The sequence below is a fragment of the bacterium genome, from assembly GCA_037128595.1.
In the GTDB taxonomy this organism is placed as follows: domain Bacteria; phylum Verrucomicrobiota; class Kiritimatiellia; order CAIKKV01; family CAITUY01; genus JAABPW01.
This window is the reverse complement of sequence record JBAXWB010000041.1, coordinates 1-12,835: the sequence shown is the minus strand read 5'-3', so window position 1 is coordinate 12,835 and position 12,835 is coordinate 1. Positions and strand designations below refer to the sequence as shown.

Annotated in this window: 10 protein-coding genes and 1 tRNA gene; 2 read left to right on the top strand and 9 right to left on the bottom strand. The window is 51.9% G+C overall.

Annotated elements, in window-relative coordinates; all coding sequences use genetic code 11:
• The first annotated feature begins 12 nt into the window (after nucleotides 1–12).
• Nucleotides 13–1,569, top strand: coding sequence for a D-aminoacylase (locus tag WCS52_17945; GenBank protein ID MEI6169066.1), 1,557 nt, complete (start codon nucleotides 13–15; stop codon nucleotides 1,567–1,569).
• Nucleotides 1,570–1,593: 24 nt separating this feature from the next.
• Here the strand turns inward: WCS52_17945 and WCS52_17940 are convergent, their stop codons facing one another.
• From WCS52_17940 to WCS52_17915, 6 genes are all read right to left on the bottom strand, one after another.
• Nucleotides 1,594–4,521 (bottom strand): ATP-binding protein, encoded by a 2,928-nt coding sequence (locus tag WCS52_17940; GenBank protein ID MEI6169065.1) that lies wholly within the window; start codon nucleotides 4,519–4,521, stop codon nucleotides 1,594–1,596.
• Nucleotides 4,522–4,587: 66 nt separating this feature from the next.
• Nucleotides 4,588–5,400 carry an AAA family ATPase gene (locus WCS52_17935; protein ID MEI6169064.1) on the bottom strand — a complete coding sequence of 271 codons (813 nt, stop codon included), beginning with the start codon at nucleotides 5,398–5,400 and terminating at the stop codon, nucleotides 4,588–4,590.
• Nucleotides 5,401–5,504: 104 nt separating this feature from the next.
• A complete protein-coding gene (gene tal / locus WCS52_17930) occupies nucleotides 5,505–6,614 on the bottom strand; it encodes a transaldolase (protein ID MEI6169063.1) in 1,110 nt (369 codons plus the stop codon).
• A 68-nt stretch (nucleotides 6,615–6,682) separates the two neighbouring features.
• Entirely contained in the window at nucleotides 6,683–7,207 is a 525-nt protein-coding gene (locus WCS52_17925) for a rhodanese-like domain-containing protein (protein ID MEI6169062.1), read from the bottom strand.
• Nucleotides 7,208–7,534: 327 nt separating this feature from the next.
• Nucleotides 7,535–7,930 carry a hypothetical protein gene (locus WCS52_17920; GenBank protein MEI6169061.1) on the bottom strand — a complete coding sequence of 132 codons (396 nt, stop codon included), beginning with the start codon at nucleotides 7,928–7,930 and terminating at the stop codon, nucleotides 7,535–7,537.
• 18 nt (nucleotides 7,931–7,948) lie between these two features.
• The gene (locus tag WCS52_17915; protein ID MEI6169060.1) at nucleotides 7,949–8,290 is read right to left on the bottom strand and encodes a hypothetical protein; all 342 of its coding nucleotides are present in this window, start codon (nucleotides 8,288–8,290) and stop codon (nucleotides 7,949–7,951) included.
• Nucleotides 8,291–8,510: 220 nt separating this feature from the next.
• Between WCS52_17915 and WCS52_17910 the strand changes: the two genes are divergently transcribed.
• A tRNA-Gln gene (locus tag WCS52_17910) sits at nucleotides 8,511–8,584 on the top strand.
• 288 nt (nucleotides 8,585–8,872) lie between these two features.
• Here the strand turns inward: WCS52_17910 and WCS52_17905 are convergent.
• The 3 genes from WCS52_17905 to WCS52_17895 form a co-directional block, all read right to left on the bottom strand.
• Complete coding sequence (locus tag WCS52_17905; protein ID MEI6169059.1) at nucleotides 8,873–10,741, bottom strand: site-specific integrase; 1,869 nt, start codon at nucleotides 10,739–10,741, stop codon at nucleotides 8,873–8,875.
• Between the two features lie 6 nt (nucleotides 10,742–10,747).
• Nucleotides 10,748–11,254, bottom strand: coding sequence for a hypothetical protein (locus WCS52_17900; GenBank protein ID MEI6169058.1), 507 nt, complete (start codon nucleotides 11,252–11,254; stop codon nucleotides 10,748–10,750).
• Nucleotides 11,255–11,353: 99 nt separating this feature from the next.
• Complete coding sequence (locus WCS52_17895) at nucleotides 11,354–12,085, bottom strand: phage Gp37/Gp68 family protein (protein ID MEI6169057.1); 732 nt, start codon at nucleotides 12,083–12,085, stop codon at nucleotides 11,354–11,356.
• Nucleotides 12,086–12,835 lie beyond the last annotated feature (750 nt).

Below are 12,835 nucleotides of genomic sequence, written 5' to 3'. Positions count from 1 at the left end.
TGACTGGCCGGTATGTTTGACCTCAAAATAATCAATGGCATGATCCTGGATGGAACGGGGGGGCCGGCCCGCCGGGCCGACATCGGGATCAACGGGGATCGCATCCGGGCCATGGGCGCGCTGGAGAAGGCGGAAGCCAGGTCGGTCATTGACGCCCAAGGCCATCTGGTCTGCCCGGGATTCATTGATACCCACTCCCATTCCGATGCCTACCTGCTGATTGAACCGACGGCTCCCAGCAAGGTATATCAGGGGATCACCACGGAAGTGGTGGGAAACTGCGGGGCTTCCGCCGCGCCCTGTCTGGGGGAGGCTCATCTGGCTTCCGACTGGCAGCTTCACACGTATCCCGGCCAATGGCAGACGATGGCCGAATACCGGCAGGTGCTGGAAACCGTCCGGCCGATTTTGAATGTCGTTCCCCTGGTTGGCCATAATGTGCTGAGGGCCTCAGTCATGGGGTACCAGGGGCGTGCGGCGACGGATGATGAAGTGAAAGCGATGGAGCGGTTACTGGAGGAGAGTCTGGAGGCGGGGGGGCGCGGACTCAGTACCGGGCTGATTTATCCGCCGGGGATGTATGCCGCCCGGGAGGAGATTCTCCGGTTGGCCCGCGTGGTGCAACGCAAGGAGGGGATCTATACCTCGCATATGCGAAGCGAAAGCAGCCGGTTGATCGAGGCCCTTGACGAGACCATCGGCGTGGGGCGTGAGACCGGGGTGCGGGTTCAGGTGTCGCATCTCAAGACCTCGGGGCAGGGAAACTGGCATTTGATCGATGCGGCGCTGGAGACCATCGTGTCCGCCCGGCGGTCAGGAATGGACGTGGCCGCGGATCGATATCCCTATATTTCATCCTGCACCGAACTGGATGTCATTTTCCCGGATTGGGCGACAGAAGGGGGGCGCGAGGCGGAGATGGCGCGCTTGCAGGATCCCGGGATCAGGGCCCGGTTGCGGACGGAGCTTCTTGAAAACCGGTCGGAACGCTCCTGGGGCAGTATCACCATCGGATCCACCACCGAAGCGAATATTCGATACCGCGGCCTGCCGCTGGCCGAGGTGGCCGGCCTTTTGAAAATGGACCCGGTGGATGCGGCGCTGCATTTGATTGAGACGGACCGGTTGATGACCAGTGCCTTTTTCCAGGGAATGAGTGAAGATAATCTCTGGCGGATTCTCGATCAACCCTGGGTGATGATCGGATCGGATGCCTCCCTGCGCGCGCCCTGTGGCCCTTTGAGTCATGATTATCCGCATCCGCGGGCCTATGGCAGTTTCCCGAAATTCCTGAGGGCCGCGTTGGATGGCCGGACGGTACCCCTGCCCGAGGCGGTACGGAAAATGACGTCGCTGCCGGCGGCGCAATTCAGGCTTGGGGCGCGGGGTGAATTGCGGGAGGGGTACCTGGCCGATGTGACGGTTCTGGATCCCGGCACCGTGCGGGACTGTGCCACCTTCAGTGATCCGCACCGTTTTTCAGAGGGGATTACGCACCTGATTGTCAATGGGCAGACCGTGCTGGCCGATGGCCAGCTGACAGGCGCCCGCCCCGGCTCCTGGTTGTAATATCCTGAATCCTGAGATCGGGATTCAGGCGCCTGTTGCTGTATTTCCTGGAGTCAGTGCGCGGCGGATCGCCTCAGCCAGTTGACGGAGAATCAACGGCTTCATCAGCACTTCCTTTACCCCCGCCTGGAGGAGCTCCTGGTCATCCACATTCCGGCTGTAGCCGGTGCAGATTAATGAAGGGATCCCTGGGCAGATGGCATGGATCTCCTGGATTAGATCCATACCCGTCATGCCGGGCATGATCTGGTCCGAAATGATGAGGTCAAACTGGCTCGGGTCCTCGCGGAAAATGGTGAGCGCATCAGATGGCCGCATGCAGGTCACTACCTTGTAACCCAGCGAGGTAAGCATCTGGCTGGCCATCGTGGTAATCCCCATCTCATCGTCTACAAACAGAATGCGTTCGGTGCCATGGGGAATCTGGGTGGCCGTCGTATCGGATTGTTCCGCAGCCTGTTCCAGCAGGGGGAGAACGACATGGAAGGTCGTGCCCTTTCCCACTTCACTCTCGACGGTAATCGTCCCCTGAAGGGCGGAAATGATGCCGTGGACGACCGCGAGCCCCATGCCCGTTCCTTCCCCGCTACGCTTGGTGGTAAAGAACGGTTCGAAGATGCGATCCTGGACGGCGCGATCCATCCCATGCCCGCTGTCTCGGACCAGGATTTCGATGTAGGTGCCGAAACGTAAACGTGCCAGGGGCCCATGGGTGCGGCTATTAATGAGCAGTTGCCGCACGCCGATCTCCAGGATGCCGCCTTTATCTTTCATGGCATGAATGGCATTGGTGCACAGGTTCATGATGACCTGGTGCATTTGCGTAGGATCAGCCTTGACGATATCCCGTTCCGTTTGAATGGTGAGACGCAGTTCAATCGTGGGAAGCACCGAACCGTGAAGCAACTGGGTTACTTCCTTGACCAGCGGGATCAGCCGGATCGGTTTGATCTCATGCTCCGTTTGCCGGCTGAAGGTGAGGATTTGTTTAACCAGGTCCTTGGCCCGGTGACTGGCCTTGAGGACTTCTTCAAGATTGGTCTGGATGGGATCCTCCGGGGGGAGCGTCATCATGGCCATTTCCGTATAGCCGATGATCGGGGTGAGGATGTTGTTGAAATCATGGGCGATGCCGCCAGCAAGGGTTCCGATGGCCTCCATTTTTTGTGCCTGGCGCAGAACCTTTTCATTCTGGCGGAGTGCATCCTCGGCACGACGACGGTCGGTAATGTCCTGAAATTGGAACATATACCCCTTGGGATTGAACTCATCATCCAGCCCCAGGTTGGTGATCAGAATATCAAAGTTGCATTTTCCGGTCCGGGCCGAGACAAAGCGCTTCTCATTCCGGACGAGGTCAAAGTCAATGACCGACTCGTACCGGATGGTGCCGCCTTTCATCAGGGTTTGAAAGTTCTGTTCCTCGAGATCCTTGAGGTTGAATAATTTCGCTTCGGCGAAATTAGCCCGCTCGCTGAAGCCGAACATGGCCAGGGCCGCCTGATTGACATCGGTCAGGGTTTGCGCAGGGTCAAAGAGGGCAATCCCGATAGGAGCCCGGGTAAAGAAGTCCGAGAAGCGACGTTCACGTTCCTGGAGCGCCTGTCTGGCTTTTTTACGGATGGTGATATCGTGTATGGCATAATAAATAACCGGCTGTTTATTATGTTCGAGGATCCGGATGGATATTTCCGCGGGAAATTCAGTCCCTGATTTGGTGCGGAAGGCGGACTCGATGGTCAGCAATTCCTGTTTTTTATCTACTTCAGAGGCATCGGGGAGACGTGCATTGCGCCAGACGGACAGGAGTTTTGCGTAACGCGGAGTGGCCATGCTGTCGGGAGAGACCTCGATCTGTCTCAGGGTGAGAGCGAGTAATTCCTGGCGGGTATAGCCCAGACGGAGGCAGGCCGTGGCATTGACATCAATGAATTTCCCGGCAGCGCCCTTTTCATCAACCCCGTGCACGAGAATGATGTCGGGGGTGTGGTTGAGAAGCGTTTGATACCAGTTTTTAAGGTCATTGGCCGTGGATTCACTGCTGATGAGGTCCTGGGTTCCCTTGAGCAATTGACGGTTCGCGGCGTTAAGTTTATCGGTCTGTTGCTCGATGGATTTTCGAACCAGGAAGATCCCCGCTAAAATCAGACCGCCGACAATGAGAAGGCCCGCGAGGATCAGCCCCCCGGTAATCATCAGGAACGATTGGGGTTTTTGATAGCCAGCCCAGCGGTTCAGTGCAATATAGTAAATGGAGTCCGGCTCCATTTTAAGTTTGAGCAACTCCCGGTCGATGGTTTGGCGGAGCTGCCAGTTGCGGTCACGATACACGGCGCAACGGAAATCGGCAGGGCAGGCGACCGTTGGGGTGGCCGCAAGATCGAATTTCCGGAAATAGAGATTTCCAAACAGGTGATCAGTGAGTCCTGCGTCCACCCGCCCGGCGGCAATGGCCGCAAATACCTCGTTGTAGGTATGCATTTCAATTAACTCGCAGCGAATACCTGAGGCCTTGAGAAAATCAAGAAAAGGCTGGGAATAGATGTCGTCACGGACAAGCGCCAGGGTTTTACCCTGTAAATCCTGGAACGAAGGAAGCAGGCTGTTTGGGGAGACGTAAAGCGACGCAAACGAGGCAAGGAAACTGACCGTGTAGTCAAGTTTTTCGGAGCCGTTGACGGCGGGCGCTATCGGGAGTAGTAAATCGATTTCCTGTTTTGTGAGTTTGGCGAGGAGATTGGCGCGGGTATCCACGGTGTAGGACAAGGTCCAGTCATTCCTCTCGGCGATATCTCTCAAGATATCGATGAAAAAGCCCTGGGGCGGTTCACCTGGTTTTTCCGTAAGGGTCATCGGGGGTTGGATGCAGATTCCAACCTTTACCGGAATCGCCCACAGGGGGTGCACCGCAGATGCCAGACAGCATAGGAATAATGTTGCCAGTTTTTTCATGAAACTTTGAAACGATCCACCCCTTTCAGGCGGAACAATAACAGAATGGTTTGGGGTGCGACAAAACTATTTATAAGTTCCCTCAAGTTGGGAAACGGCCCGCTTCAGGCAGGTTTTGTCGATGAGCCACGTGCCCGCTACATAGCCGGCGAGCAGCGCATTATCGCAGACGGCGTTAATGAGGCGGGGAATGCCCTCAGAGTATCGATACACCAGGTGGACGGCCCTGGAGTCGAAGGTTAAACGTCCATCCCCGCCGGCGGTTGACAGGCGATGGCTGATATAGCTCCCGATCTCGTTTTCGTCCAACGGGCCGAGATGATAGCGGACGGTAATCCGCTGTCTCAACTGCCGCAGGGCCGGGTCATTCAGCTTATCACCCAATTCAGGTTGGCCGATCAGTACGATCTGGATCAGCTTCTGATGGGTGGTTTCCAGGTTGGAGAGCAGTCGGATCTGCTCCAGCAGTTTGGAGGACAGGATCTGGGATTCATCAATCAGGAGCGCCACATTCTCCTTGGCTTCCAGTTTTTTGAGCAAAAAGACATTGAGGGTTTCGATCAGCTTCAACATATCCTTGCCCGCCGTTTTCAGGCCGAAGTCCTGGAGAATGGCCCGGATGAGTTGAGCCTCTGTGAGGCAGGGGTTGAGAATGAGGGCGGTTTGGACATTTTGTCCGAGTTCGGCCAACACCGCGCGACAGAGGGTGGTTTTGCCTGAGCCGACCTCGCCTGTGAGCTGGATAAACCCTTTGCGTCCACGGATCCCGTACATGACATGGTTATAGGCCTCGCGATGCTGGCGGGACATGAACAGGTAATGGGGGTCCGGCGTGATATTGAACGGCGATTCCTTCAACTTATAGTATTCAAGATACATGGCACTCCCCGGGACTGACCGGAGACTGCCATAAAGAACTGATCAAAAGCCAGAGTCTTTTAGTTGACCGGATTGTCATGGAGATAGGTTGTCCGGTGGCTTCTTTACTTATTCGCCAGGGTCTCCAACAATAGGTCGAATGGCTTGTTGAACTTTTCGATACCCTCATTCTCGAGTTGCTGGGTGATCGCGTCGATCATAATGCCGAGCTCGGGCAGGTGTTTCAGTAAGCGCGCTGCTTCAACCACCCCTTTTTCGAGACTGGCACTCGGGTCTCCGTGATCGCGATAGGCGTCAAGGGTATCGACGGGGAACGTATTGACCGTGTCCGGACCGATGAGGGCCTCGACGTATTTGACATCGCTGTAATCCGGGTTCTTGGTGCCGGTGCTGGCCCAAAGCAATCGCTGGGGTAAAGCCCCCTGAGCCGTCAGCTTCATAAAACGGTCGCCACCAAAGATCTCCTTGAAAATCTGGTAGGCCTCTTTGGCGCTAGCGATCGCTGTTTGCCCGGCCACTTTTTTCGCGAGTTCTCCCGTATGGCCCCCTTGTTTGAGAGGCTTGGTCAGAAGTGGATCCACCAGGGTATCAATGCGGCTGAGGAAAAAACTGGCCACAGAGGTCACCCGCTTGACCGGCTTGCCTTGGGCGGCACGTGCTTCGAGGCCGGCAATGAACGCTTCTGCCACCTGCCGGTATCGTGGCAGTCCGAAGAGCAAGGTCACGTTGACATTGATGCCCTCACTGATCAGTTGCTGGATCGCGGGGATTCCTTCGCTGGTGGCGGGAACCTTGATGAAGACATTGGGCCGGTGCAGGGCTTTCCATAACCGACGCGCTTCCTGGATGGTGCCTTTGGTATCGTGAGCCAGATGGGGGTTGACCTCGAGACTGATATAACCGTCTTTGCCATTCGTCTGTTCATAAAGCGGTCGGAACGCGTCAGCGGCGCTCTGTACATCCTGCTGACTGAGGGTTTCATAGATTACCTGGGCCGTTTTGCCCTTGCGAGTCATGGCGCGAATGTCCGCGTCATAAAGCTGGCTCTCCACAATCGCCTTTTCAAAGATAGAGGGATTGGATGTCATGCCTTGGAGTCCGTCCTCTTCGATTAAGCGCCTCAATTCTCCGCTGGTGATCAGATCGCGGCGGATGTAGTCCAGCCAGATGGACTGTCCAAAGGTTTGCAATTGTTTCAGGGCATTGTTTTTCATGAGTGGCCGACTCCCGGGCTGTTCCGGGTGGAGCGGTGTGGGGCCCCACCCGGAACAGCCATTCATTTTTATTTAACGGTCGGGGCCACAAGATTGCCTTCGCTAACCCAGCCTTCAATTCCCTGGGGATATTCGAGGACATGTGTGTAGCCCAATGCGGTCAGTTTCGAGGCGAGCGTTTTGCTGGCCGGACATTTCAGGTTGGCACAGTAAGACACAATCAGGGCCTCTTTTGACGGCAAGGCATTGTGGATCTCAGCTTCAGTGGCTTCCGGACTCAGGTTGATGGCATTTGCAATCCGTCGGCCATCGTCGAACTTGCCCGTTCGGGCGTCGACCAGCGTAAGCTTTACGCCTGAGTTGATCAGGGATTTCAAGGCCGTGGTGTTGATGATGGCCATGGCGGGGGTGACCATTGCCGGACACTTGCACTGACCCTTCATCATGCCGCAGTGCGGGCAAGTCTTTTTGGCCGTCATGCCGCAGGAAGGACATGCCTGTCCTTCCCCGTTATGAGACTTACACATAGAGCAGCAACCTGCTGTTGTAATCGCTACCGCCGCAATCATGCTGAATAAATAAATGCTCTTCATAATGTCTCCTTATCGAAATTTCACATCACAATTTGATCGTCTGTAGTCTTGGCGACCCAAAGGATCGCCAGTGTTTTCCATAGTTTGGCACCTCCCATTCTAATTCAGCCTTTTCAGGGCTGCTTCCACCAATTGAAGATTTTATGAATCAGCGGATGCGGGCTCGCATCATTTCAGCTGCGCTGCCGCGAAGTCCCAATTCGCCAGATGATCCACGAAAGCTTGAACAAAGTCTTTGCGAAGGTGGAGGTGGCGGGAGGTTTTTCAGTTTTCGAATTCATAGACTCCTTCGGGTTTACACGGATAACCCTACCGCAAGCATCTCGATCACTCCTTGTGAGGCTGACCGGTGGCTTCATTAAGCATCTCTGCAGCGCCTGATTTCTCCATCCACGTTTTTTCATTCATGATAATTCCCAGCACACTGCCCCCGATGACCATGTAGGCCAGGCCTAGAATGATGGCGAAAGTGGCCTTCGCTTCCACGGTCCAGGGTAGTAGAATGAACAGCCCTACATGGAAGAGCAGGGCACCCATGCTGATGAGCCCCAGGACTATTCCCATGAGTATCAGCAAGAAAGCCGACCGCCGGGCCATCCGTACCCCCTGTAGATAAGCTTTCGTCGCCTCAATTTTGAGCAGTTGAACGGACAGCTGCCTGTAGTGATCCAGCAACTTGAGCGCGACGGCAGACAAAAATCCCTTGAGCAGGCTGTTCAGCATAAGACCACCCGGGTTACGTTACTTCCGATTCCGTCCGAGAATATATCCGAGCAACAGGCCCACGGCGGCGGTTCCCGCGACATAAGGCCAGGGATTCTCGTGTACGTTCTTATTCACGTCGCCGGCGACTTCCTTGACTTTCTCGACGCTGACGTCCTTTGCGTGAACGGCCGCATCTACGGCATGTTTTCTGGCATCGGCCAGGGATTTGGCAAGGTGGTTCTCGGTCTCCACGATGGCGTTCTTGAGGTGCGAGTACTTATCAGACATCGCATTCTTCAATTCATCCTTCTTGTCTCTGGCCGCTTCCTCGAGAAGTTTCAGAGCTTCGGAAATCTTCTCATTGCTTGTATGGTCCATGGCACGCTCCTTATTTGGGCATTGTTTCCGGCATCCTGACTAATGCTTCACTTCCCACAATAGGCTGATTCTGCGATGGCACAAGCAGGGGAACCCTGATTTTTGCATCAGGAAAGACCTGATGGGCTTCAATTGCTGGCAGAAGAACAAGCTTGACGCACCCCAAGGCGTTTTAGCATCCTTCCCCCCTCAAATGGCGCATGGGCCATTTCTTTTCTCCTGCCGGATTGTGTAATGGTAGCACAGCAGACTCTGACTCTGCTTGTCTAGGTTCGAATCCTAGTCCGGCAACCAAGCAAAACCTTGCTCTCAACCCCTTTCAACCATCAATTCTTTGTAGTCTCTTCCCCTTGAACTGCAAACGTTTGTGCCAATCCCTATAAAACTTTGCGTTTTGGAGCCTTTTTAGGGGGTGGTCAGTTCCGGGAGATTTTCCGGGAGATTTTTAAGTGCGTCTGACTGTTTTAGACTGAAAGGGACTCAAAATGGGTTCTTGGATGGGGGTAAAAGGTATTGGATTATCAATGGCTTGGGGATGAAAAGAATAAAATTTGCCACAAATCCGAGGCGCAGGACATCCAATTAAGCAGATTTTCGCTTGGAATTATGGAGCCCTTTGAACAAACCAGAAGCCCTAATCAGACTGGCCTTGCCGATGGTCTTGGTCTCAACGCCATTTTTCTTGAGCCAATGCCATAGTTGCTTCTCGGTCATGTTCAAGACGCTGGCGGCATATTGCTTGGTGACCCAGTTGGATTTAAGGTCTTCAATATACGCCATAGAATAATAAAATAAACCATCCCTCAATGAGACCTTCCCGTCCACCTTCGCAGCCTTCAAAAGAGCAGGGGGCTTGATTCCCAACTGGCTAAGCATATTCATGGCGGCATCTTCGGATAGAATGGTGTCGTTGGCGATGGAGACGGCGGCAGTATCAATAGTAGGGGGTGTCGTGGGCTCAGTATCAATATGATGAGATTGAGGTTGGTATGTCTGCCCCTGTCCATTTCGTTGCTTCATTTTGGCAAGGTGGCGTTCCTTCAAGATTAATGGGTTTCGGGCAATGTAGACATCTTTGGTCGTTTTGATGTCTTCATGACGCAACCGTTCGGAAATCTCATAAATGGATAATTTCAGCCCAAGAGACTCGATATTCAACGTGGCAAAGGAATGGCGAAGACGGTGAGGGGAGGTGCTTTTCCCATTCTGCGTGACTATGCCGAGATTATTGCAATGACGACTAACGCAATCGGTGAGAACGCCCTCCAACATTTGACCACCATCAGAATTAACCAAGAGTGATTTGGTATTGGGGAACTGAGCCTCCCTGAGTTGCAAGAACCGCTTAGCATATAACTTCGATATTTCAAAATAGTTGAACAACCATTGCTCAGGCTTATTTTGTCCTTTTTGGGCTTCAGAGGGTAAGTGAAGGTCAACGCATTGGGAAACCGATATGTCATCAATAGTTAGGCGCAACGCTTCTCCAGCTCTGAGTGCAAAATCGTAGAGGAGGACATAGCAGATGAAGCGGTCTTGAATGTCAAAGAAATCGTTCCATTCCACAGTTGAACGGTCTTCAAGTTTCGCAATATTCTCAGCAGGAACATAGTCATCATTTCTGCGCTTGGGTTTATGGCCGCTGAGTTTACTTGGGAAGTCTGAAATAAAATGGGTCGAATGCAAATACCTGTAGAATGTTCCCGCATCAATGAAGTAGCAGAGAGCAGTGTCCCCCATATCTTTCTCAGCATATATCTGGTGAAAGCGTTCCAATTCAGAATCGGTAAGTTGCTTGAGGTCGGTAAGTCCAAGGGTCGTTAAAATGGTTTTGGTGGCATCAAGGGCGCACAGTTTGGTTCCGTCTGCAAGTGGCTTACTGGTTTGGATAGGGTTGCCATCTGCATATTTTACAATCTTGCCGTTCTTCAAGAAAACCATGACAGCTGCTTTGCACTCTTTATTAAGGTAATCGAAGCGACTCTGAGCCTTACATTCGGCAGGACTTAATAATGAGCGGCGCAAAATGGCTTTCGGGAATTTATTGATAAGAACCCTGACGCATCCTGCAAATTCAACCCAATAGCGTGAACGGTCATTCTTGGAGGCGGCTTCTGGATTATCATTCTTCTCTTTGGCAATCAGGTAATCCAAAAACTCTGCCAATAATTTCTCGGATGGATTGATGCCGGTGATTGTCGGTTTTGCATTAATGAATTCATGGAATAATTCTACAGACCTGACAATCTTACGTTCCTGAGACTTGAGTGAATATTTTGCTGATGGGGTTGCAGACGGAAAATGAAGGGCAGGAATAGCAGAAGGGGGTGGCGCATCATTTCCGGCCAAATCCAAAAGCAGAGCGATAAACTTATCTGTCGCCATATCATCAAAAAATACGGATACAGATAAGTCTACCTCATCTCTTTGAATGTTACGTAACGCCTTCATTTATTTTTAAGCCGCCATCACTTTTTCAACATTTACCCTAACGCTACATCCCGTTGCCTTTGCCGTCTTGTAAATGGCGATAATATTATCCAGCTCAGGGTCTTCAGAGTTAGCGGGAGCAGGAGAAGCAGGAAGCATAACCCTGCCCACCCTCTCGTTAGCCAATTCCTTTGCTATCGCCTGATACTTTTCATTCAGCCTCAATTCAAACTGGTCGTGACTTTTCGGGGTAATGGTAAGGATGCTGTTTGATTCCAGTTTCCTAGCCCAATTCCGAACGTTGGGTTCCTTTGTGAAAAGTTGCCGTCCAATATTCCTGTAAGTCCCGACCATAGTTCCCGCCTCAATGAGCAAGAGTTTTAAGAAAAGTTTGTTTTCCACATTCATTTCGCAAAACGCTTGGTCACTAAAAACTTTGCCAATGGCCGTATGATTTCCTGATTGTGCGAATTCTGCATCGCTAATAACGCCAATATCGCCATTTCGATCATTCGTTTTTATTTCATTACGCATTCCAACCTTTCCCAGCCCGTTAAAAACAAGCGGCAATCTAGGGCTCTAGTCATTGCCGCCTTTGTTTTGTAATCAATTATTTCTGCCTGTCGTCGTAAATCAGGACTTACATTCCCTGCTCATCGGCTTCTGTTCCCACGTTCTGCCATCCAGTTCCCGCCCTCGTTCCTTGTTCAACTTTCCCCTGCCACCCCACTGCTTGAAGAAGAACGGGATATCCAACCGCACACATTTGTCCCGCACATCCCGAACCCATTGCGCTTCCATCGGTCTAGCTTTGGGGCCGGATTCTCCCGCTACAATTGCCCAATCAATACCCTCAAGCGGGATGTCGGAGATGGAGGACAATAGCGGCTCCAGCGACAGGAACTTGACCTTGGCGGGGGTAGTCACGAGGTCAGCGATACGCCCATAATAATCTGAGGTCTCCACCGTAACTCCCATGTAAATGTTGTCAGTCCATGGTAGGGTTGGAGCCAAATCCCGCAATCTTTCAGAACGTTTTGTCAGAACTTGGAAGGTATGCTGCTTGGCTTCACCCATGACCTCGAAAAGTTTCCGAATGAACGTTTCGGGGACATCCTTATGGAATACATCCGACATCGAGTTTACAAAGTAGACCGTTGGCTTTTGCCTTTCTAGCGGGATACTCAAGCAATCGGGATGCACCACCACCTTGTCAAAGCCCTGCTGGTATTTTGGTTGACCCATCGCCTTGAGCCTACGTGTTAAATTTACTGCATAGCAATTTGCACAACCCGCACTTTGCTTGGTACATCCTGTAATCGGATTCCACACATTTTCACTCCACAATATTTTTGTCTTTGCCATATATACTCTCCTTCATCTATTAATTTACTTGCACATCACATCCCGATTGCTACCCAGCGTTCGGGAATACCTCAATGCCATCCGAATTCGCATCAGAATCTATGAGGTCATATCTGCATTATACTATAATATAGGTAAATATCAAGCAAAAAACGTGGCGTTCTGAAAAAGTGTAATAAACCTCAATATTGATAGGGGTCTGGTAAAGTGAAAACACTAAAAACTAAAGAAACCATTTCTCCGGCGTGGGCGGAATTGCTGATGCATCTAATGCGCTAGCCGTATAAATAAGGGTGCGGAATGCCTTGTCATTATCGAACTTGATATAAATAAAAGATTAAAATAACGGATAATAAGCGATTCGCTAAGTCATACGTATGACTTAGCGAATCACGAAAATGCGATAAGCCGAATAAATGTTTGAATTTGTAGTAAAATTCAATCGATACAATGCCCCAGAAATGGCGAACAGGTGCCGACGCACACTCAGACTAGGGGAAAAAAGCATCATTTCGTTAAGATGTATTCACATTTTAATTGAAAATAAATGAAAACGCTCGTGTTTATCGATTATTCTGGCGTTTTGCGGGTGTGGTAAGAGTGCAGCAGATAGATGCGGGCTTATGGGCAGACACGTTACTCCGCCACGAATCCACGAACCCACGAATAAAACCCGCCATGGCGAACGCTGACTCCCCGCAAGAAATCCGCCTCCATGAAAATCGGATTTACGGCGGTGATTCTGGTGCA

What these genes read in the sequence shown, in the direction of transcription:
- WCS52_17945 (MEI6169066.1), top strand. Translation starts at nt 13, where the DNA reads ATGTTTGACCTCAAAATAATCAATGGCATGATCCTGGATGGAACGGGG.
- WCS52_17940 (MEI6169065.1), bottom strand. Translation starts at nt 4,521, where the DNA reads ATGAAAAAACTGGCAACATTATTCCTATGCTGTCTGGCATCTGCGGTG.
- WCS52_17935 (MEI6169064.1), bottom strand. Translation starts at nt 5,400, where the DNA reads ATGTATCTTGAATACTATAAGTTGAAGGAATCGCCGTTCAATATCACG.
- tal (MEI6169063.1), bottom strand. Translation starts at nt 6,614, where the DNA reads ATGAAAAACAATGCCCTGAAACAATTGCAAACCTTTGGACAGTCCATC.
- WCS52_17925 (MEI6169062.1), bottom strand. Translation starts at nt 7,207, where the DNA reads ATGAAGAGCATTTATTTATTCAGCATGATTGCGGCGGTAGCGATTACA.
- WCS52_17920 (MEI6169061.1), bottom strand. Translation starts at nt 7,930, where the DNA reads ATGCTGAACAGCCTGCTCAAGGGATTTTTGTCTGCCGTCGCGCTCAAG.
- WCS52_17915 (MEI6169060.1), bottom strand. Translation starts at nt 8,290, where the DNA reads ATGGACCATACAAGCAATGAGAAGATTTCCGAAGCTCTGAAACTTCTC.
- WCS52_17905 (MEI6169059.1), bottom strand. Translation starts at nt 10,741, where the DNA reads ATGAAGGCGTTACGTAACATTCAAAGAGATGAGGTAGACTTATCTGTA.
- WCS52_17900 (MEI6169058.1), bottom strand. Translation starts at nt 11,254, where the DNA reads ATGCGTAATGAAATAAAAACGAATGATCGAAATGGCGATATTGGCGTT.
- WCS52_17895 (MEI6169057.1), bottom strand. Translation starts at nt 12,085, where the DNA reads ATGGCAAAGACAAAAATATTGTGGAGTGAAAATGTGTGGAATCCGATT.